Genomic DNA, 20464 nt, shown 5'->3' on the forward strand with positions numbered 1-20464 from the left:
ACGCACCGGCGCGTCAATCCGCCACCGCCCCGAATATCTCGGCATGGCGCTTTTCGGCGTAACGGTCGGTCATCCCCGCGATGAAATCGGCGATGTGGCGGCTGCGATCGGGTTCGCCGGTCACGCACTCATCGCGCCATTCGCCCGGCATCAGCGCGGGATCGGCCTGATAAGCGGCGAACAGGTCGGTGACGATCACCCGCGCCCGGTCGGCAGCGGCCAATTGTTCGGGATGATGATAGAGGCTGGCATACATGAAACGCTTGAGATCACGCTCTTGCGCCGCCAGTTCGGGCGAGAAGGCAACCAGCGTGCGGCCCAGCGCGCGCGCATCCTCCACCGTCCGCACCCCCGATTCTGCGATATTGGCGCGGGTCGCGGCAATCAGGTCATTGGCCATCACGCCAATCTGTTCGCGCACCAGTTCGCGCAGCAGTCTGTCCTGCGCGACGTCGGGATAGCGGGTCCGCACCCGGTCCCAACAGCGCGCCACGAACGGCACCTCCAGCAACTGCTCCAGCACCAGCAGCCCCGCGCGCAGCCCATCGTCAATGTCGTGATTGTCATAGGCGATATCGTCCGAAATCGCCGCCAGTTGCGCCTCCAGCGAGGCATGGCTGGTCAGGTCGAGCGGGAATAAAGCGTCCAGCTCGCGCATCGCCCAGCCGGGATTGCTGATCGGCCCATTATGCTTGGCCAGCCCCTCCAGCATTTCCCAGCTCAGATTGAGTCCCCGGAACCGCGGATAGGGACTTTCCAGCAGCATCAGCGTGCGCAGCGTATGGGCGTTATGATCAAAGCCGCCATGCGCCTCCATCGCCGCCTCCAGCGCATCCTCGCCGGCATGGCCAAAGGGCGGATGGCCAATGTCGTGAGCCAGGCACAAAGCCTCGGTCAGATCCTCGTTCAGCCCCAGCGTCCGCGCGGTGGTACGCCCGATCTGCGCAACCTCCAGACTGTGGGTCAGGCGGACGCGGAAATGATCGCCATCGGGCGACACAAATACCTGCGTCTTGTGGCGCAGGCGGCGAAATGCGATCGAATGGATGATGCGATCCCGATCCCGCTGGAACATGTCGCGCGGGCCACGCACCTCGCCCCCCTCTTCGGGGTGGAGGCGGCCACGGCTGGCGGCGGGATGGCAGGCATAGGAAGCAAGGGTCGTCATGGGACGCCCCTCTACTCGCCGCTCAGCCTTTCGACCACCTCTCCGGCATCACTTTGCCAGGCAAAAACATCTGCACCCTCGCCCTTCAGCTTGGTTTCGAGCGTCCTGGCGCGGGTGAAGCTAGCGAAAGGACCGACGACCAGACGATTGGTCCGGCCCCAACTGGCGATCCAGGCGCTTTGCGGGGCCAGTTCGTCATATTTCTTGCGCAGCGCCTTCAGCGTGAATGCCAGCGCGCTCTTGTTCGCGCCGGTCGCGATCTGAAGCCAGTTGCGTGACGGATTGTCGGCCAGCCGCTTCTTTTCCTCCGCCTCCTTCTTCGCCTTCGCATCGGCTTCCGCCTTGGCCTTGGCTGCGGCGGCTTTCTTCACCTTTTCGGCAGCCGCCATACGCTCGGCGCGGCGCGCGGCCTGCATTTTCTCAATCTCGGCCAGATCGACGGCCGCGACGGTGGGCCGCCGTTCCGCTTCCGGCACATCGATGGCGCGGATGATGTCGGCCAGGGTGCGGGTCGCCTGCGGATCAGGCTGAGGCGGCGGCGCGGGCGGAGTGGGCTGCACAACAGGCGAAGCAGCGGGCGTCGATGCCGGTGCGGAAGCCTGGGCCAGCGCGGTGGCATTATTCGGTACCGTGGTTGTAGGCTGGCTGGCGGCAGGCGCGGCGGTCCGCGGCGTGTCGAGCGATTCAAGACCGGGCGCTGGCGGCCCCTGTACCTGCGGCGTGGCGGCGGCAAGCTGCCGTGGTGGAGCAGGCTGGGTCGGGGCCGGTGCGCCGGGCGTCTGCTGGACCATCTGCACCTGCGCCGGTGCGGGCGCCGGTGCCGGTGTCGGTTGGACGGTTTGCGGCGCAGGCTGCTGCGGGGTTGGCGCAGAACTCGGGGTGGGCGCTGGAGTTGGGGTGGGCGTCGGTGCCGGCGTCGGTTGAACCGTCGCCGTTCGCGGCGTTTCGGCCCGCGCCAGCCGCGTCGCCTCGCGGCGCTGACGCTGCTGCTCAGCACGACGCGTGCGGCGATCCTGCGCCGGGCTGGTCGGGGCGGCCGCCACAGCGACCGGCGGTGGTGCCTTGGTTGCCACCGGCTGGCTGTAGCCGGGAGCCGGTGGCGTCGGCACGATCGCGGCGATGGTGGTGCCGACCTGCGCCGGGAAATGCCCGAAATGAATCGCAGCAGCCTTCTGCGCTGGGGTCAGATAGGGCATTTTGCGCAGATAGGGCATCATCGCGGCGGCGAGCTGCGGCGGCATGGTCTGCTCGGCTATCTTCTGCGCTTCAGCCTGCCGGTTGTTCATCGCCAATATGAATACGCGCGATCGCCATGCCGCGCGATCGCTCTTGTAGAATAGCGGCTGCATGACCTTGTCCGACGCATCGATCTGCCCGGCTATCCCCAATGACGATGCATAGCGGCGAATCAGTTCCGCGTCGTCGGGCGTGCGTTGCAGCGCCGCCTGATAATCGCGCTGTGCCCCGGCCTGATCCCCGGTCATGTCGCGCGCCAGCCCGCGATCAGCCAGGATCGTCGCGTCGGGATAGCCCAGCCGCGCCGCCTGATCGAACAGGCGCAACGCTTCGCCGGGATTTTGCAGCTTCAACATCACCCGCCCCAGCCCGGCCTTGATCCGGCCATTACCGCTGGCGATCGCATCGGCGCGGGCAAAGAAGCCGGTGGCGGCGCGCGGGTCATCCAACGCCAAGGCTGCCTCCCCCGCGCCGATCAGCGCCGCTACATCGCGCGGATTGGTGGACAGACGGGCAAGGTAGCTGTTGAGGTCGGCCGCATCTGGTGGACGGACCAGCTGCGATTGGTCAACCTGCGCGAATGCGCCGCCCGGAAGCATCAGCGCGGCAATTATCCAGGGAAGAGAGCGTTTCACACTCGTGCCTTAACCGATGCCGCCATGAATGGGAAATGACCGCCAACGAAAAAGCGCGCCCGGTTGCCTTGTGGGACCGACGGCGCGCTTCTGGTGGAGCAGATGCCCCGGCAAGCGGATCGCTTACTGGTTGTTCTGGCGATTGAGGAAGCGCGGAATGTCCATCCCCGGCGCGCCTTCGTCGGCGGCAGGCGACTTTTCCGTGCCGCGCGTCAGGCCCGCCATCCGCTCGAACAGGGTGCCGCCCGATGCGACACGCGGCGCTGGCTCTGCTGGCGGAGGTGGTGCTGCACTTTCCGCGCCGAGGACCAGTTCATCCTCTGCCGGGTCATCGTCCGAAAAGACAGCGACCGGGCGCGGCGCAGCGAACGGCGCGGGCGCGGCGGCTGCCACCGGCGCGGGGGCCGGCGCTTCGGGGACGTCCAGTTCCAGCGTTTCCGGTTCAGGTGCTGGCGCGGGAGCCGCCTGTGGCGCGGGCGCGGGTGCAGCGGCCTTGGGCGCTGCCGACTGGGGCACCGACACCGCAGGGCGGCTGGCGAAGCTGAAAGGCTGAGTCAGCGGCGCGGCATGATTGCCAACATCATTGTCGATGCCGGTCGCGACAACCGACACGCGAATCTTGCCATTCAGATTGTCGTTGAACGCGCTGCCCCAGATGATGTTCGCGTCCGGGTCCACCAGTTCGCGAATATGGTTGGCGGCTTCGTCCACTTCCATCAGGCGCATATCCTCGCCCCCGACGATCGAGACGATGACACCCTTGGCCCCGCGCATCGACACGCCGTCGAGCAGCGGGTTGGCGATCGCCTTCTCCGCCGCCTGAAGCGCACGACCGTCGCCTTCGGCTTCGCCGGTGCCCATCATCGCCTTGCCCATTTCGCCCATCACGGAACGCACGTCGGCGAAGTCGAGGTTGATGAGGCCGGGCATGACCATCAGGTCGGTGATGCCGCGCACGCCCTGTTGCAGCACTTCGTCCGCCATCTGGAACGCTTCCTTGAAGGTCGTGTTCGGATTGGCGATCAGGAACAGATTCTGGTTGGGAATGACGATCAGCGTATCGACATGCTTTTGCAGTTCGTCGATGCCCGATTCCGCCGACTTCATGCGGCGATTGCCTTCGAACGTGAACGGCTTGGTCACGACGCCAACGGTCAGGATGCCACGCTCGCGCGCCGCCTTGGCGATGACGGGGGCCGCCCCGGTACCGGTCCCGCCGCCCATCCCGGCCGCGATGAAGCACATATGCGCGCCCTCCAGCGCCTGCTCGACCGACACGATCGTTTCTTCCGCAGCCGCCTTGCCGATTTCGGGACGCGATCCCGCGCCCAGACCCTCGGTGATTTGCGGGCCAAGCTGGATGCGGCGTTCGGCTGGCGAGGCGTTGAGCGCCTGCGCATCCGTATTCGCCACGATGAAGTCCACGCCCTCGACATGGGCTGCAATCATGTTCGCGATGGCATTGCCGCCCGCGCCGCCGACACCGATCACCGCGATACGCGGCTTCAGTTCATCCACATGCGGAGGGCTGATCTCAATGCTCATATATTCTGCTCCCTCAGCTTCCTCGTCAGGAAGCAACAACCGACATCAAATGTTAACACCAGAAACTGGAGTATTTCACCAGTTAATTTCGTCTTACTGTAAATTCGTTCAATAGTTCGTCTTTATCGCCCGCATCATCCGCTGCCACCACAAGGGTGCGCCCAGACGATGCACCGTTTGCGGCGCGGGCGCCATCGTGCGGAGATCAACCGGGTTGGAAGCGCCGTAAAGCGCCAGCCCCGCCAGCGTCGCGAAGGCCGGGCCACTATGCGCTTCGGGCATGGCGGACAAGCCCCTTGGCCTACCGATCCGCACCGCGCGGCCCAACGCGCCCTGCGCATAGTCGGCAATGCCCTTCATTTCCGCGCCGCCCCCGGTCAGCACCACCTGCCGCCCGGTGGGGGAATTGAATCCCATGCCCGCCAGCGCAGCGTTCACTTCGGACATCAACTGATTGAGCCGTTCGCAGATGACGCCGACCAGCGCGGCGCGCGTGATCTTGCCCCCTTCCGCATTGGGACCGGCGCTTTGCCCCGGCAGGGCAACATCGCCATGAGGGGTTGCGATCTCGATCATTTCGCGGAAATCACGTCGGTTCTGCATCGCCGAACCATAGAAGCATTTGATCCGCTCCGCCTGGCTGCGGCGAATGCCAAAGGCCGATGCAATATCATCGGTAATGTCGGACGCCCCGATGGGGATGGAATGCAGGCCCACCAGCATCCCCCCAGCATACAGCGACACATTGGTCACCCCTGCCCCCAACTCCACCAGCGCCACGCCCAGATCGCGTTCTTCTTCGGACAGGCAAGCGAGGCCCGTCGCGATCGGCGATGCGACGATGGAATTGACGTTCAGATAGGCACCACGCACGCACAGGTCCAGATTGGCGAGCGGCGCGCCGTCGGCCAGCACGACATGAATATCCACGCCCAGCAGGTCCGCATGCATCCCGGCGGGTTTCTTGACCGGCACCTTGCCATTGATGGTGAAGCAGGTGGGTTGCGCGTGCAGCACCACGCGACCATCCGGGTCGATGCCCTGTTGCCCGGTCGTCAGCAAATCGTCGATATCGGCCTGCTCGATGCGATAGCCGCCCATGTCGCGCTCTACCGTCACGACGTCGCTGACCAGGCTGCCGCCCGAAAAGCTGACCCACACATCCTCGATATTGGTGCCAGCAACCCGCTCGGCCTGCTCGATCGTTTCGCGCACCGCCAGTTCGGTGCGCTCCATGTCGGCGATGAAGCCGCGCCGCACGCCCCGGCTTTCGCGCTGGCCCGTGCCCAAAATCGCCAGTTCACCTGTGTCGGTTCGCCCCGCGATCAGCGCAGACACTTTCCACGATCCGATGTCGATCGCGGTGATCAGCTTTTCGACCTTGGGCTGCGCCATGGGGCTTAGCCTTCCTCGCCCAACGGCGCGGCGCTGGCCGCGGTGTCGGCCGCATCGACCGGCCGTTCCTCGACCTTGCCCTGCGGCAGGCGCAGGACGAACCGGTCAGGATCGCGCATGTCGAATTTCACGATACCCCGGCCCAAGAGCCGGTTGACCCCGTCCATCCGTGCGAAATTGACCAGAGCGGCTGCGGAAACCTTGTCCCCTTCGGGCAAGGACAGCGTCTCGCCCGACTGGAAGCGCAAATCCCAGCGGCGATTGCCGACCCAGGTGGCACCCGCCAGCATCGGCTTGAGCGCCGGGGCATTTTCCATCAGCCGATTAAGCCCCGCCGTCTGGCGATTGGCGTTGGGGCCGACCACCAGCGGCAGGTCCGGCATGGCGCTGGCCGACACGGGTTGCAGCACCACGCCCGCCACGTCGATCAGGTGCAACTGCCCGCCATGCTGCCACACCGCCACCGGATCGCGTTCGACAATGTCGACCACCAGCGTATCGGGCAGGCGGCGGGAAATGCGCGCATCCTTGACCCAGCCCAGTTTCAGCATGTCGGCGCGAACCTTGGGCAGATCGAGCGAGAGCATCGAACGATCCACCTGCCCCAGCGCGATATTATAGACCGGCAACTCGTCCATTCGCTCGACGCCGCGCACCTCGACCTTGTCGACCTCGAAACCGGCGCGCGCCGCGATCAGCGCGGCCTGTTGCTGCATCATGGCGGGCAGGCCGAAGAAAATCGCAAACCCGATCAGGATCGCGGCGAAAATGCCCACGATCGTCCAACTGGCCATGCGTTGCAGCGTGGCTTCGCTGACCGGCAGAGCCTCGATCAGTCGGTCGAGTGAGGACTGGCGCTTGAGCGTCCGGCCGCGACCGCCCTTGGTCGCCCTGCCCTTCGCGCTGCTCAGTCGCGCCGTGCCCCCGCGCCTGATCCGTGCTTCAGCCATGTTTCGCTCCCGCCCTGTCCGGCATCCGGGCACCTGCCAGTGCTTCCTCGACAATAGTCTCTACCAGCGTGGCATAGTCAATGCCCAGCTTCGCCGCCTGTTCGGGAACCAGGCTCAGCGGCGTCATGCCCGGCTGGGTATTGACCTCCAGCAGGAACAGCCCCTCGACGCCGCGTTCATCGTCCCAGCGGAAATCGGACCGCGATGCCCCCTTGCACCCCAGCAATTGGTGCGACCGCAACGCCAGCGCCTTGCACGCCTGCGTAATCTCGTCGGGAATGTCGGCGGGGCAGACATGCTCTGTCATGCCATCGGTATATTTGGCGTCAAAATCATAAAAGCCGCTCTTGGGCCGCAACTCCGTCACGAGCAGCGCTTCGTCGCCCAGCGCGGCAGTGGTCAGTTCACGCCCGCGAATATAGGGTTCGGCCAGCAATTCGGGGAAATCCTGCCATGGCCCCACACTGTCGCGCGCGATGGGGTTGCCATAATTGCCCTCCGCCGTGACGATGGCGACGCCGACCGAACTGCCTTCATTGACAGGCTTCAATACATAGGGACGCGGCAGCGGATCGCCCTCGAACAGGCTCTCGCTCTGCACGATATGGCCGCCGGGCATGGGGATGCCGTGCGGCACCAGCGCCTGTTTGGTCAGTTGCTTGTCGATCGCGATGACAGAAGTGGCAAGGCCCGAATGGGTGTAGGTCAGCCCCATCAGGTCCATCATCCCCTGCACGGTGCCATCCTCGCCCGGCACGCCATGCAGCGCGTTGAACACGACGTCGGCTTTTGTTTCCGCCAACCGCGCCGCGACATCACGGTCCATATCGATCCGCGTGACCCGATGCCCACGCGATTCCAGCGCCTTGGCGACGCCCTCCCCGCTCATGAGGGACACAGGCCGCTCCGCCGACCAGCCGCCCATCAGGACGGCGACATGCCAGGGACCACGCATTAAAATCCTCCCCTGCAAGGGGAGGGGGACCGTTCGCGAAGCGAATGGTGGAGGGGTGTCGCCCTCTCGATAGCGCGACACCCCTCCGTCAGCACTTCGTGCTGCCACCTCCCCTTGCAGGGGAGGATGAAATCAATCCCACTCACTTCACCAACCCCACGATTCCCGCTTTGGCGTCGTCGGCAAACATGCCCACCCGCTGTATTTCCCATTCCAGCTCCACGCCGCTCTTGTCCTTTACCCGCCGCCGCACTTCCTCGCCCAGCGCTTCGATGTCGGTGCTGGTCGCGTCGCCCGTGTTCAGCAGGAAATTGGTATGCTTCTCGCTCACCTGCGCGCCGCCCAGTTGCAGCCCGCGACAGCCCGCTTCGTCGACCAAAGCCCAGGCCTTGTGCCCGTCCGGGTTCTTGAAGGTCGATCCGCCGGTCTTGCTGCGCAGCGGCTGGCTTTCCTCGCGCGCGGCGGCGATGCGGTCCATTTCGGCCTGGATCGCGGCGGGTTCGCCCGGTTCGCCCCGGAACGTCGCGCTGACCACGATCGCGCCGTCGGTCAGGTTCGAATGGCGATAGGTGTAATGAAGATCGCGGTTGAGCAACGTCACTTGCTCGCCCGACCGCAGCACCACCTGGCATTCCACCAATATATCGCGGGTCTCACGCCCGTAGGCGCCGCCATTCATCCGCACGAAACCGCCGACCGTGCCGGGGATCGAGCGGAGAAATTCAAGCCCCGCAATGCCCGCATCCCGCGCGGTCGATGACACCAATATACCCGACGCGCCGCCGCCACAGGTGAGCGTCACCTCGTCCAGTCGCTCGACCTTTGCAAACGGCTTGCCCAGCCGCACCACTACGCCCGGCACCCCGCCATCGCGGACGATAAGGTTGGAGCCAAGGCCGAGCGCCATGACCGGCACATCAGGGTCCAGCATCGCCAGGAAATCCGACAGGTCGTCGGCATCTTTCGGCTCGAACAGCCATTGCGCCGCGCCGCCCGCCTTGAACCAGACGAGCGGGGCCAGCGGCGCATCCGCCTTCAAACTGCCGCGCACGGGCGGAAGGGCAATCGTGGCCGTCAACCGCGCATGCCCCACAACTTCATCCAGCTTTTCATCGCCGTCAGCCCCGCCTCGCCCGCCTGATTGGCGGCCATGCCTGCCTTGGCATTTTCCTGCGCCGCCTGCACCATGTCGCGTGCGGCCTCCACGCCCTGCATCTGGACGTCGATCATGCGCTTCTGCATTTCCAGTCCAACCGCGAACAGTTCGAACATCAGGCCGACTCCTTGACCTTGGCGGAAACGGCAGCGGCCAGCCCCGCCGCCCATTTGGTGATGTCGCCAGCACCCAGGCAGATGACCATATCATCTGCCTGAATGTCGGCGGCCAGCGCCGTCGCCAGCGCATCGGCGTCCGCGATGGTGGAAGCATTGCGATGCCCCCGCCGCTTCAGCCCCGCGACCAGCGCCGCGCTGTCCACACCCTCGATCGGCTGTTCGCCAGCGGTATAGACGGGCGCGGCATAGACGATGTCGGCATCGTTGAACGCCTGCTGGAAATCATCCATCAGGTCGCGCAGCCGGGTGAAGCGATGCGGCTGGACGACGGCGATGACCCGACCCTGCGCGCCTTCGCGGGCGGCAGCCAGCACGGCTTTGATCTCGACCGGGTGATGGCCATAATCGTCGATCACGGTGGCGACGCCGCCATCGACGGCGATCTCGCCGACCTTGGTAAAGCGCCGCTTCACCCCGCCGAACTTGGCGAAACCCGTCTGGATCGTCGCATCGTCGATCCCCATGTGCAGCGCCACGCCGATCGCCGCCATGGCGTTCAGCACATTATGGCGACCGGGCATCGGCATTTCGATCCCCTCGATCTTGCGCGTCGACCCGTCCCGTTCGCGGATCTGCACGTCGAAGCGGTTGCCGCCGGGGAAACTCACCACATTGTCGCCACGAATATCCGCCTGCGCGGAAAAGCCGTAAGTGACGATCCGCCGGTCCTGCACGCGCGGCAAAATCGCCTGCACTTCGGGATGGTCGAGACACAGCAACGCCGCGCCATAGAAAGGCACATTGCCGACGAACTCGACAAACGCATCCTTCACCCGGTCGAAACTGCCATAATGGTCCAGATGTTCGGGATCGATATTGGTGACGACCGCAATCGTGCCGTCGAGCCGCAGGAAACTGCCGTCGCTCTCGTCGGCCTCCACCACCATCCAGTCGCTATTGCCCAGCCGCGCGTTGGAGCCATAGCTGTTGATGATGCCGCCATTGATGACGGTCGGGTCCACCCCGCCCGCGTCCAGCAACGCCGCGACCATCGACGTCGTCGTGGTCTTGCCATGCGTCCCCGCCACGGCAACGGTGGATTTGAGCCGCATCAGTTCGGCCAGCATCTCCGCGCGGCGGATCACCGGCACGCGCGTTTCCAGCGCCAGTTCGACCTCCGGGTTGCCGCGCTTGATCGCGGTGGACGTCACCACCACGGCGGCATCGCCCAGATTTTCCGCCTTGTGGCCGATCATCACGCGAATGCCCTTGGCCCGCAGCCCTTCGACCACATAGCCTTCGGCCACGTCGCTGCCCTGCACATCATAGCCCAGATTGTGCATCACCTCGGCAATGCCCGACATGCCAATGCCGCCAATGCCGATGAAATGGATCGTGCCGATGTCCGTGCCGACACCCTTCATGAGCGAGATTCCTTGTAATTCATTATAATAGATCCTCCCCTGCAAGGGGAGGTGGCTGGCCGAAGGTCAGACGGAGGGGTATCACCCTCTCGATGGGACAACACCCCTCCACCATTCGCTTCGCGAACGGTCCCCCTCCCCTTGCAGGGGAGGATGCAGTGCGGACAGCCAGCCTCAAGCAGGAACCCCCGCCAGGTTCAGCGACGTCGGCGTCGGCCCGACCCGCACCGCATCATTGACGATCGGCGCATGGCCGATGCTTTCCAGCAGGTCCGCCATGTCCCGCGCCGCATTGGGACGGCCACAGCCGCGCGCGCGCTTCGCCGCATTTTGCAACGCGCCCGGCTCCATCGCCATCTTCTGCATCTGCTTGGCCAGTTCCACCGCGGTAAAGCGCGCCTGCGGAATGGTGCGCGCGCCACCTGCCTCGGTCATTTCACGGGCATTGGCGGTCTGGTGATCGTCCATCGCGCTTGGCAACGGCACCAGTATCGCAGGCCGCCCGGCGCATGTCAGTTCCGCCAGCGTCGACGCGCCCGCGCGCGCGATCACCAGATGCGACCAGCCCAATTTCTCCGGCACATCGTTGAAATAGGTGGCAAGGTCGGCGGGGATCTCCATCTCCGCATAGGTTTTGCGTACTCGCTCAATATCCTCGGCCCGGCATTGCTGCGTCACCTGCAAGCGGCGGCGCAGCGCGACCGGCAGCATCGACAGCCCTTCCGGCACGACGCTCGACAGGATCGAGGCGCCCTGGCTGCCGCCGATCACCAGCACCCGGAACACGCTCTCTTCGGTCAGCGCCGGGAAATCCTCCTCGCGCAACTGCTTCACTTCCTCGCGCACCGGATTGCCGATCAAATGCACCTTGGCGGCATATTTTTCCTTCAGCCGCTCGACCCCCGGATAGGCGGTCGCAATCGCATCGACGCGGCCCGCCACCAGCCGGTTGACGCGACCAAGCACCGCATTCTGTTCATGCACGGCGGTTGGCACGCCATCGGCCAGCGCGGCGAGCAGAGCCGGCATCGCCGGATAGCCACCAAAGCCGACGACGGCGGTGGGGCGGAATGTTTCATTGAGCCGCCGCGCCATCGCCCGGCCCGCCAGTATCGCCTTCAATGCGCCCGGCCAGCTTTTGGGATTCTTGGTCATGCGCCCGGCAGGCAACACATGAACCTGCGCCTTGTCGAAGATGCCGGGGATCTTCGCCCCCCGCTCATCGGTGACCAGCGCGACATGATGGCCGCGCGCCATCAATTCCTCGGCCACGGCATGCGCTGGAATCATATGACCGCCCGTCCCGCCGGCAGCGAGGACGAAGTGACGGGAAATGCTCATCGACCACTCCATTTGACGACCGTATGCCGACCCATGAAGGGGTTGCGTCGCGTGAAGGCGAGCAACAGGCCGACGCCGATGCAAAGCGCCAGCATAGAGGAGCCGCCATAGCTGATAAAGGGCAGCGTCATCCCCTTTGACGGAAATATCTGCGCATTGACGCCCATATTGATGATCGCCTGCAATCCGAACTGTGTCGTCAGCCCCGCCGCCGCCAAAATGGTGAAACTATCCTCCTCGTCCAGCAGGCGCAGCAGCACCCGCACGACGACGGCCAGATAGACCAGAGCGATGGCGATACAGGCCAGCAGGCCGAACTCTTCCCCGATCACCGAAAAGATATAGTCGGTATGCGCTTCGGGCAGGCGGAACTTGTGCTGCCCGCCGCCCGGTCCCACGCCGGTAAAGCCGCCATGGGTGATGGTGCGGAAGGCCAGGTCCGTCTGATCCGGCCCGGCGCTATGATCGACGCCGATCCCCAGAAAATCATTGATCCGCTGGCGGCCATTTTCATAGAACATATAAACCGCGACCAGCCCAGCCAGCCCCATGCCGCCCAGCGCCGCTATCCATCGCATCGGCAGGCCCGACAGCAGCAGCAGGCAGCCCCAGCAAGCCAGGAAAATGACGGTCTGGCCAAAATCGGGCTGACGCATCAGGATCGCCGCGATCAATAGCGTCATCGCGCCGGTCAGCGGGATCACCGGCAAAGTCGCATCCTTGCCGCGCAGCGACAGCAGCCAGGCCAGCGTCACGACATAGACGGGTTTCAGAAACTCCGACGGCTGAAAGCGAAATCCGGGCAGGTCGATCCAGCGCTTCGCCCCGTTCACCGTGCTGCCCAGCAACGGCACGAACAACAGCATGATAAAGAAAAAGACGCACAGAAAGGTCGCCAGCCGCCGCGCCTGCGGTCGGGGCAGCATGGATATGACCAGCATGATCGGCAGGCCGATACCGACCCACACAAGCTGGCGGTACAGATAGTTGAGCGGGTTGACCGCAACCTGCGCAGTCGAACGGTCGATCGCCGCCACCGGCGATGCCGCCGCGACCGCCACCAGACCGATCGCCATCAGCGCGACGATCAGCGACAGAAGGACGCGGTCGATTTCCCAGAACCAGATGGCGAGCGCGGTGCGTTCGCGCGGCACGGTGCGGGTGCGAAACCCCTTCACCAGTTCGCCTGCCCTAGACATGTGCCCCATCCCTTCCCTGTTCGGCCCGTGCCATCACCCTATTCCAGCGCCCCGACCGCCGCGACAAAAGCATCGCCGCGCGCCTCGAAATCGCGAAACTGGTCGAAACTGGCGCAGGCGGGCGACAGCAGCACCACGTCGCCGGGCTGCGCGATCCGCGCGGCGCGGCGCACCGCGGCGCTTAGCATCTCGCTATCGTCCACCGCCATAGACCCGCGCAGCAGGTCAGCGAACATATGCCCCGCCTCACCGATCGTATAGGCATGGGCGACATTGCCGAAATGCGGCACGCACTCGTCCAGATTGTCGGACTTGGCTACCCCGCCCAAAATCCAGTGGATGCGCGGCTTGCCTTCGACCGGCGGCCATGCGGCGAGCGCTGGCGCGGTCGAGGCGGCATTGGTCGCCTTGCTGTCATTGACGTAGAGAACGCCATTGCGCGTGCCGACCGCCTGCATCCGGTGCGGGAGGCTGGCATAGCTGACGAGCGCATTGGCGATGGTCGCCTCATCAATGCCCAGCGCTTTGGCCACAGCAATTGCGACAGCGGCGTTTTGCGCATTATGCGGGCCTTGCAGGGCGGGCCACGTCAGTTGGGCGACGGGATCAATGTCGCTCGACCCAACCTCTTTCACGTCATCCCCGCGCAGGCGGGGATCCATTTCTCCAACCTCGCCTTGGCCCGTAATATCGGGAGATGGGTTCCCGCTTTCGCGGGAATGACGGAGGTTTTGAGCAATCGCCCGGCTCGGTTCATCCTCCGTTGCGATCACCGCGACATGATCCGCCGACTGCATCGCAAACAGCCGCGCCTTGCTCGCCACATAGCCCTCAAACCCGTCATAGCGATCGAGATGGTCAGGCGTGATGTTGAGCAGCACCGCCACATCGCAGTCCAGGCTATGCGTCAGGTCGATCTGGTAACTCGACAGTTCCAGCACATAGACGCCCGGCCCCTTCAGGTTCGGCTCCAGCGGCGGCTGGCCCAGGATCGGCAGGCCGATATTGCCACCCATCACCGTCGGATAACCGGCCTGCGCGATGATATGGTGGATCAGCGCCGTGGTCGTCGACTTGCCGTTCGTGCCGGTGATGCCGACCACCTTGTGCGGCGGCAGCGTCGGGCGGGCCAGCGCGAACAGTTCGATGTCACCGATGATCGGCACGCCAGCCAGCTTCGCGCGCATGGTGATGGGATGGCGATTGAGCGGCACGCCCGGCGACACGACGATGCCGTCGAAGCCGCTAAGGTCGATCTCCATCGGATCACCCAGTTCCGCCTTGCCCGCGACTGCCGCACGCGCTTCCTCGCGCCCGTCCCACGCCACGACCCGCGCGCCGCTGGCCGACAGGCAATTGACGGTGGCAAGGCCAGACCGCGCCAGCCCCAGCACCGCATAGGTCTTGCCCGCAAAGGCGTCCGAAACGATCATCGCAGCTTCAACGTCGCAAGGCCGGCCAGCGCCAGAATGAAGGCGATGATCCAGAAACGGATCACCACCGTCGGCTCGGCCCAGCCCAGTTGCTCGAAATGATGATGGATCGGCGCCATCTTGAACACCCGCTTGCCGGTGCGCTTGTAGAAGAACACCTGGATGATGACGCTCATCGCTTCCACCACGAACAGCCCGCCAATGATGCCCAGCACGATTTCATGATGCGCAGTCACCGCGATCACGCCGATCGTCCCGCCCAGCGCAAGGCTGCCGGTATCGCCCATGAATACAGCCGCAGGCGGCGCGTTGAACCACAGAAAGGCCAGCCCCGCGCCAATGATCGCCCCGCAAAGGATCGTCAGATTGCCCGCGCCCGGCACATGCGGGATGCCCAGATATTCGGCAAAATCCGCGCGCCCCACCAGATAGACGATCAGCATGAAGGCCAGGCAGGCGATGATCACCGGCATGGTCGCGAGGCCGTCCAGACCGTCGGTCAGGTTCACCGCATTGCCGAACGCCACGATCACGAAGGCCGCAAACAGGAAATAGAACGGTCCCAGTTCGATCGCCGGGCCATTATAGAATGGCACGTAAAGCGCGGTATTGCCGTGCTGCGACACGATCAGCCAGGCGGCAAAGCCCGCGATCAGAAATTCGAACAACAGCCGCGCCTTGCCCGACAGCCCCTTGTGGCTGGCCTTGGTCACCTTGTCATAATCGTCCAGAAAACCGATCGCGCCGAAACCCAGCGTCACGAACAGGCAGGCCCAGACATAGATGGAACTCAGGTCCATCCACAACAGGACCGACGCCACCATGGAGGTCAGGATCATCAGCCCGCCCATCGTCGGCGTGCCGCGCTTGGCCAGATGGGTCTGCGGCCCGTCGGTACGGATCGGCTGCCCCTTGCCCTGCCGCACGCGCAGCCAGCCAATGAATTTGGGACCGATCAGCAGGCCGATGAACAGCGCGGTAAAGATCGCCGCGCCCGCGCGGAAACTCAGGTAACGGATCAGGTTGAACCCGCCCGCAAAATCCATGGTCTGGGCAAGCCAGTAGAGCATTAGTTGGTCTCTCCGTCGCGGGCGGGTTCGCCAAGCGCCGCGACAAGGCGGGACAGCCCGATGCCGTTGGAGCCTTTGACGAGGACAGCATCGCCCGCGCGTATCTCGGTGGTCAAAAGGGTGGTGGCGCTGGCCGTGTCGGGAACGTGCACATAGGCGATGCTGCCGTCCAGCGCATCGGCCAGCGGCGCCATTTCCGCGCCGACCAGGATGGCATAGTCGACCTGCCCCGCCTCCAGCGGCCCGGCCAGATCGGCGTGCAACTCAGCGCTGCGCGCGCCCAGTTCGCGCATCCCGCCCAGCACGGCAATGCGCCGGTCGGCCTGCTCGCGCCCCAATTGCTTGAGCGTTGCGGCCATGGACAGCGGGTTGGCGTTATAGCTTTCGTCGATCAGCAGCGCCTCTCCGCCCGCAACCGGCACTATGCGCCGCTCGCCGCGCCCCGGCAGGCCCGGCATTTCCGCCATCGCCAGCCCGGCCGCCGCCAGATCACCGCCAACAGCGGAAACAGCCGCCAACACTGCCAGCGCATTGGACACCCAATGATCGCCCGGCGCTGCGACGGTGAAGCAGAGTTCCGCGTCCGGCAGCTTCGCCGTTACCAGCGTCCCGCCGCCCGGCGCCGCTACGGCCTCGCGCGCATGAACGTCCGCGTCGGCACTCATGCCAAAGGTCAGGATATTGGCGGCGTGCCGCTCCGCCCTGTTGTAGAGCAGCGCTACATGCGGACTGTCATAGGGGATGATCGCGGTGCCGCCCGGTTCCAATCCTTCGAAAATCTCCGCCTTGGCCTCGGCAATCTTCGCCTCGGTGCCGAAATATTCGATATGGGCGGGCGCAATGGCGGTGACGATCGCGACATGGGGGCGCACCTGCCGGGTCAGCGCCGCCAGTTCGCCCGCATGGTTCATCCCCATTTCGAACACGCCAAAGGCCGTATCGCGCGGCATCCGCGCCAGACTAAGCGGCACGCCGACATGATTGTTGTAGCTCTTGACGGAGCGGTGCACCTGCCCCGGATGGGCGCGGTCCAGCGCCTGAAACAGCGCTTCCTTCGTGCCCGTCTTGCCAACCGACCCGGTCACGCCGATCACCTTGCCGCCCATCCGCTTGCGCGATGCCCGGCCCAATGCTTCGAGCGCTAAAGCGCTGTCCTTCACCAATATATGCGGGTGATCGACCGCTTCGCTGACGATCGCCCCTGCCGCACCTTGGGCAAAGGCCTTGCCGATGAATTTGTGCCCGTCGGTCGCCTCGCCCTTCATCGCGACGAACAGGTCGCCGCCGGTCACTTCGCGGCTGTCGAACGCGACGCCTGAAACGGCAAACGGCGCCGACACGGCGCCGCCCGTTGCCTCGGCGATCTCGGCAGAGGTCCACAGGTCCGCCATCAATCGCCCCCACCGTTCGGGCTGAGCGAAGTCGAAGCCCTCCACTGAGCGGAGTGAAGTGGCCTCCCTATCGGTCGACCGAGCCCTTCGACTTCGCTCAGGGCGAGCGGAATTGAGGACCGCATCAACCCACGCACTCCCGCGCCACGGTCACATCGTCGAAAGGCAGCACCTGTCTCTTATACACATCTAGATGTGTATAAGAGACAGGCCCTCCACTGAGCGGAGCGAAGGGGCCTCCCTATCGGTCGGCCGAGCCCTTCGACTTCGCTCAGGGCGAGCGGAATTGAGAACCGCATCAACCCACGCACTCCCGCGCCACGGTCACATCGTCGAAAGGCAGCACCCGGTCGCCGATAATCTGGCCCTGCTCATGCCCCTTGCCCGCCAGCAGCACGATGTCATCCGCGCCCGCCTGCGCAATCGCCGCCGCAATCGCCGCGCGCCGCCCGCCAATTTCCTCAGCGCCAGCGGCACCCGCCATCACGGCGGCACGGATCGCGGATGGCTCCTCAGACCGTGGATTATCGTCCGTCACGATCACATGATCGGCCAGCTGTGCCGCCACCTGCCCCATCAAAGGCCGCTTGCCCGCATCGCGATCCCCGCCCGCGCCGAACAGCACGATCAGCTTGCCCTTGGTATGCGGCCGCAGCGCTTCGATCGCGGCGCGCAGGCCGTCGGGCGTATGGGCATAATCGACATAGACCGGCGCGCCCGCCTTGCTGATGACCGCGCGCTCCAGCCGACCGCGCACCGGCTGAACCCGGCCCAGCAACTCCAGCACCTTCGCCACGTCCCCGCCAGTCGCAATCACCAGGCCCGCCGCCGTCAGCGCATTGGCCGCCTGATAGGCACCGATCAGCGGCAGATTGACCTTATATGTCTTGCCGTCCGCCTCAATGCCCAGCGTCTGTCCCAATTGCGTCGGCGTGCGCGTGACGAGCCGCAGCGCTTCGCCTTTCTCGCCAACGCTCAACAGGCGCAGGCCGCGCGCGGCCACCCGCGCAATCACCTTGTCCGACCAGGCATCGTCCGCCCACACCACCGCCGCGCCATCCGACGCCACGACTTCATCGAACAGCCGCATCTTCGCGTCGAAATAGCTGTCCATGTCGCCATGATAGTCGAGATGGTCGCGCGACAGGTTGGTGAAGCCGCCCGCCAGCACCGGCAGCCCTTCGGTACGATATTGCGCCAGCCCGTGGCTCGACGCCTCGAACGCGGCATGGGTGACGCCTTCGCGGCGCAGGCCCGACATGTTCGACAGGAAAGTGACGATGTCCGGCGTGGTCAGCCCCGTCGACACCTGATCCACCGATGTCGTGACGCCCAGCGTGCCGATCGACGCGGCATGATGGCCCATCATCCGCCACAGCTGCCGGGTCAGTTCGACCGTGCTGGTCTTGCCGTTCGTGCCGGTGACGGCAACCGTCACATCGGGAAAGGGCGCGAAATAGCGTGCGGCAAGCTGCGCGAACAGGCGGCGCGGATTGGCGTGGGCGATATGGATCGCGCCTTCGACCCTGGCTTCTGGCCGCGCGACGACCGCGATCGCCCCCGCCTTCACCGCGTCGGCAATATAATCCTCGCCATTGACGCGCAGCCCCTGAAAGGCGCCGAACACCGTGCCGGGCGCAACCTTGCGATTGTCGATGGCAAAGCCGGTGACATTGGCGTCCAGCACCGCTCCGGCGCTCACAGCCGCGTCCAGCCCGTCGATCAGCCCGGCAAGGCGCGTCATTCGGCTTCCCCCTTGGGTTTCCAAAGCAATGGCGTCAGGTCCGAAATATCGACGTCGCGACGCTCGTCGGGCATCACGCCCAGCATCGGCCCGGTACGCTCGATCACACGCTTGACCACCGGCGCAGCGGTCCAGGCGGCAGTGCGCAGGCCGATCGCGCTGGTCGCGCCATCCATCATGGTCAGGACGACATAGCGCGGATTATCCATCGGGAAAGCAGCAGCAAATGTCGTCACCAGCGAACTCTTATTATAGCGACCATCCTCAGGTTTCTCGGCGGAACCTGTCTTGCCGCCCACCCGGAACCCCGTGGCGTCGGCGCTACGCCCTGTACCCGCCGCAACGATCAATCGCAACAGCTGGCGCATCCGCGCGCTGGTGGCGGCGGAAAAGACGCGCTGTCCGACCGGCGCTTCGCCGGGCTTCAACTTGCGCAGCGTCGCGGGGCGATACATGCCGCCATTGACCAGCGCGGCATAGGCGCTGGCCAGATGCAGCGGCGTGACCGCAATGCCATGGCCATAGGATACGGTCATGGTGGTGATCCGTCCCCAATTGCTCGGCCAGATCGTCCCGGCCCGCTCCTTCAGTTCGATCGGCGCGCGCTGGTCGAATTTGAGCGTGCGGAAAATCTGCTGCATCGGCGCAGCGCCCATTTCATCGGCAATCCGCGCGGTCGCGATATTGGAGCTGTGGACCAGCGTTTCAGGCACGTTGATCCAGCGTCCCAGCGAATGGTCGTCCTTGATGCGGAACCCGCCGATGGAGATCGGCGCGGTCGCGTCATAACGCTTGCTCATAGACGTCACGATGCCATGGTCCATGGCCGCCCCGATGGAGATCGGCTTGAAGGTCGATCCCAGTTCGTAACGGGCCTGCACCATCCGGTTGCACAGCGGTGACTCGCTGCAAGATTTGCCCGCATAATTTTGCAGCTTGTTGGGATCGAACACGGGGATGGAGGCCATGGCGATCACTTCGCCCGTGTTGGCGTCCAATATGATGCCGCCCGCGCCCTTGGCATGTTGCGCGACCATCTGGGCGTAAAGCTCGCTTTCCAGCGCGCCCTGCACCCGGCTGTCGATGGAAATGGCAAAGGGCTGGCCGCGCAGCGCCGCATCGGTCAGCCGATCGTTGAACGCAGCCTCCACGCCCATGCCCCCGACCCCGTCGGCATTGGGCGCAAAGCCCAGCACATGCGCGGCAAGTGTGCGCTGCGGGTAGAGCCGCTCCTTCTCGCGCGGGAATTCGATGCCGATTTCGCCCAGCGCATTCACCGCCGCCACCTGCTCAGGCAAGGCCCGGCGACGCAGATAGGCCCAGCCACGGCCGGTCAGCTTCTTGTAAAAGACCGCCTCGGCCTCATCGGGAAAAATCTCGTGCAGCTTGCGCGCCAGTTCGGCCGGTTCGCCGATCAGCTTGGACGGGCGCACCGCCACCGAATAGGCGTCCATCGTCCGCGCCAGCGGCACGCCGTTGCGATCGACTATATCGGCGCGGGCCGGCAGGAACGCCGACAGGGCGTCGTCACCCGTTCCGCTGTGCGCGAACACGCCGACCCACAGCAGCCGGCCGACCAGCACCATCGTCACCGCCATGAACAGGATCAGCAGCAGCATCAGCCGGTGATGCGCAATGGCGGTCAGGCTGACCCGTTGCCGCCCCGCCCGCGCCACGCCCGGCTGAACGATGATCGTCGCCAT

Annotated in this window: 16 protein-coding genes; all 16 read right to left on the reverse strand. The window is 65.1% G+C overall.

Annotated elements, in window-relative coordinates; translation table 11 throughout:
• Nucleotides 1-13: 13 nt before the first annotated feature.
• The gene (locus FE851_RS09930) at nucleotides 14-1168 is read right to left on the reverse strand and encodes a deoxyguanosinetriphosphate triphosphohydrolase (protein WP_145202054.1); all 1155 of its coding nucleotides are present in this window, start codon (nucleotides 1166-1168) and stop codon (nucleotides 14-16) included.
• Between the two features lie 11 nt (nucleotides 1169-1179).
• Nucleotides 1180-3003: an SPOR domain-containing protein gene (locus tag FE851_RS09935; protein ID WP_145204316.1), complete on the reverse strand. Its 1824-nt coding sequence runs from the start codon at nucleotides 3001-3003 to the stop codon at nucleotides 1180-1182.
• Between the two features lie 159 nt (nucleotides 3004-3162).
• Nucleotides 3163-4584: a cell division protein FtsZ gene (gene ftsZ / locus FE851_RS09940; protein ID WP_017184133.1), complete on the reverse strand. Its 1422-nt coding sequence runs from the start codon at nucleotides 4582-4584 to the stop codon at nucleotides 3163-3165.
• Nucleotides 4585-4692: 108 nt separating this feature from the next.
• Nucleotides 4693-5979 (reverse strand): cell division protein FtsA, encoded by a 1287-nt coding sequence (gene ftsA, locus FE851_RS09945; protein ID WP_017184132.1) that lies wholly within the window; start codon nucleotides 5977-5979, stop codon nucleotides 4693-4695.
• 5 nt (nucleotides 5980-5984) lie between these two features.
• Complete coding sequence (locus tag FE851_RS09950; RefSeq protein WP_145202057.1) at nucleotides 5985-6929, reverse strand: cell division protein FtsQ/DivIB; 945 nt, start codon at nucleotides 6927-6929, stop codon at nucleotides 5985-5987.
• Complete coding sequence (locus FE851_RS09955; RefSeq protein ID WP_145202060.1) at nucleotides 6922-7884, reverse strand: D-alanine--D-alanine ligase; 963 nt, start codon at nucleotides 7882-7884, stop codon at nucleotides 6922-6924. Before FE851_RS09955 ends, FE851_RS09950 begins: the two co-directional genes overlap by 8 nt.
• Nucleotides 7885-8026: 142 nt before the next feature.
• Nucleotides 8027-8977, reverse strand: coding sequence for a UDP-N-acetylmuramate dehydrogenase (gene murB / locus FE851_RS09960; protein ID WP_145202063.1), 951 nt, complete (start codon nucleotides 8975-8977; stop codon nucleotides 8027-8029).
• The gene (locus FE851_RS09965) at nucleotides 8959-9156 is read right to left on the reverse strand and encodes a hypothetical protein (protein WP_017184128.1); all 198 of its coding nucleotides are present in this window, start codon (nucleotides 9154-9156) and stop codon (nucleotides 8959-8961) included. Before FE851_RS09965 ends, murB begins: the two co-directional genes overlap by 19 nt.
• Nucleotides 9156-10583 carry a UDP-N-acetylmuramate--L-alanine ligase gene (gene murC / locus FE851_RS09970; RefSeq protein ID WP_017184127.1) on the reverse strand — a complete coding sequence of 476 codons (1428 nt, stop codon included), beginning with the start codon at nucleotides 10581-10583 and terminating at the stop codon, nucleotides 9156-9158. The genes FE851_RS09965 and murC overlap by 1 nt, the downstream gene beginning before the upstream one ends.
• A 174-nt stretch (nucleotides 10584-10757) precedes the next feature.
• Nucleotides 10758-11924 carry an undecaprenyldiphospho-muramoylpentapeptide beta-N-acetylglucosaminyltransferase gene (gene murG, locus FE851_RS09975; protein ID WP_017184126.1) on the reverse strand — a complete coding sequence of 389 codons (1167 nt, stop codon included), beginning with the start codon at nucleotides 11922-11924 and terminating at the stop codon, nucleotides 10758-10760.
• A complete protein-coding gene (ftsW, locus tag FE851_RS09980) occupies nucleotides 11921-13123 on the reverse strand; it encodes a putative lipid II flippase FtsW (protein WP_026149384.1) in 1203 nt (400 codons plus the stop codon). Before ftsW ends, murG begins: the two co-directional genes overlap by 4 nt.
• 38 nt (nucleotides 13124-13161) lie before the next feature.
• On the reverse strand, nucleotides 13162-14556 hold the full coding sequence (murD, locus tag FE851_RS09985) for a UDP-N-acetylmuramoyl-L-alanine--D-glutamate ligase (protein WP_145202066.1): 1395 nt from the start codon (nucleotides 14554-14556) through the stop codon (nucleotides 13162-13164).
• Nucleotides 14553-15626, reverse strand: a complete 1074-nt coding sequence (mraY, locus tag FE851_RS09990) for a phospho-N-acetylmuramoyl-pentapeptide-transferase (protein ID WP_017184123.1) — start codon at nucleotides 15624-15626, stop codon at nucleotides 14553-14555. Before mraY ends, murD begins: the two co-directional genes overlap by 4 nt.
• A complete protein-coding gene (gene murF / locus FE851_RS09995; protein ID WP_145202069.1) occupies nucleotides 15626-17017 on the reverse strand; it encodes a UDP-N-acetylmuramoyl-tripeptide--D-alanyl-D-alanine ligase in 1392 nt (463 codons plus the stop codon). Before murF ends, mraY begins: the two co-directional genes overlap by 1 nt.
• Nucleotides 17018-17315: 298 nt before the next feature.
• The gene (locus FE851_RS10000) at nucleotides 17316-18761 is read right to left on the reverse strand and encodes a UDP-N-acetylmuramoyl-L-alanyl-D-glutamate--2,6-diaminopimelate ligase (protein WP_145202072.1); all 1446 of its coding nucleotides are present in this window, start codon (nucleotides 18759-18761) and stop codon (nucleotides 17316-17318) included.
• A complete protein-coding gene (locus FE851_RS10005; protein ID WP_019051523.1) occupies nucleotides 18758-20464 on the reverse strand; it encodes a peptidoglycan D,D-transpeptidase FtsI family protein in 1707 nt (568 codons plus the stop codon). The genes FE851_RS10000 and FE851_RS10005 overlap by 4 nt, the downstream gene beginning before the upstream one ends.

Source organism: Sphingobium sp. B2 (assembly GCF_007693735.1).
GTDB lineage: Bacteria > Pseudomonadota > Alphaproteobacteria > Sphingomonadales > Sphingomonadaceae > Sphingobium > Sphingobium xenophagum.

Bases quoted from the DNA above. Each gene is read 5' to 3' on its own strand.
- FE851_RS09965 (WP_017184128.1), bottom strand. From the start codon at position 9,156: ATGTTCGAACTGTTCGCGGTTGGACTGGAAATGCAGAAGCGCATGATC.
- murD (WP_145202066.1), bottom strand. From the start codon at position 14,556: ATGATCGTTTCGGACGCCTTTGCGGGCAAGACCTATGCGGTGCTGGGG.
- murG (WP_017184126.1), bottom strand. From the start codon at position 11,924: ATGAGCATTTCCCGTCACTTCGTCCTCGCTGCCGGCGGGACGGGCGGT.
- FE851_RS10000 (WP_145202072.1), bottom strand. From the start codon at position 18,761: ATGACGCGCCTTGCCGGGCTGATCGACGGGCTGGACGCGGCTGTGAGC.
- FE851_RS09955 (WP_145202060.1), bottom strand. From the start codon at position 7,884: ATGCGTGGTCCCTGGCATGTCGCCGTCCTGATGGGCGGCTGGTCGGCG.
- FE851_RS09930 (WP_145202054.1), bottom strand. From the start codon at position 1,168: ATGACGACCCTTGCTTCCTATGCCTGCCATCCCGCCGCCAGCCGTGGC.
- FE851_RS09935 (WP_145204316.1), bottom strand. From the start codon at position 3,003: ATGCTTCCGGGCGGCGCATTCGCGCAGGTTGACCAATCGCAGCTGGTC.
- murF (WP_145202069.1), bottom strand. From the start codon at position 17,017: ATGGCGGACCTGTGGACCTCTGCCGAGATCGCCGAGGCAACGGGCGGC.
- FE851_RS09950 (WP_145202057.1), bottom strand. From the start codon at position 6,929: ATGGCTGAAGCACGGATCAGGCGCGGGGGCACGGCGCGACTGAGCAGC.
- mraY (WP_017184123.1), bottom strand. From the start codon at position 15,626: ATGCTCTACTGGCTTGCCCAGACCATGGATTTTGCGGGCGGGTTCAAC.
- ftsZ (WP_017184133.1), bottom strand. From the start codon at position 4,584: ATGAGCATTGAGATCAGCCCTCCGCATGTGGATGAACTGAAGCCGCGT.
- murC (WP_017184127.1), bottom strand. From the start codon at position 10,583: ATGAAGGGTGTCGGCACGGACATCGGCACGATCCATTTCATCGGCATT.
- ftsA (WP_017184132.1), bottom strand. From the start codon at position 5,979: ATGGCGCAGCCCAAGGTCGAAAAGCTGATCACCGCGATCGACATCGGA.
- ftsW (WP_026149384.1), bottom strand. From the start codon at position 13,123: ATGTCTAGGGCAGGCGAACTGGTGAAGGGGTTTCGCACCCGCACCGTG.
- FE851_RS10005 (WP_019051523.1), bottom strand. From the start codon at position 20,464: ATGGCGACGATCATCGTTCAGCCGGGCGTGGCGCGGGCGGGGCGGCAA.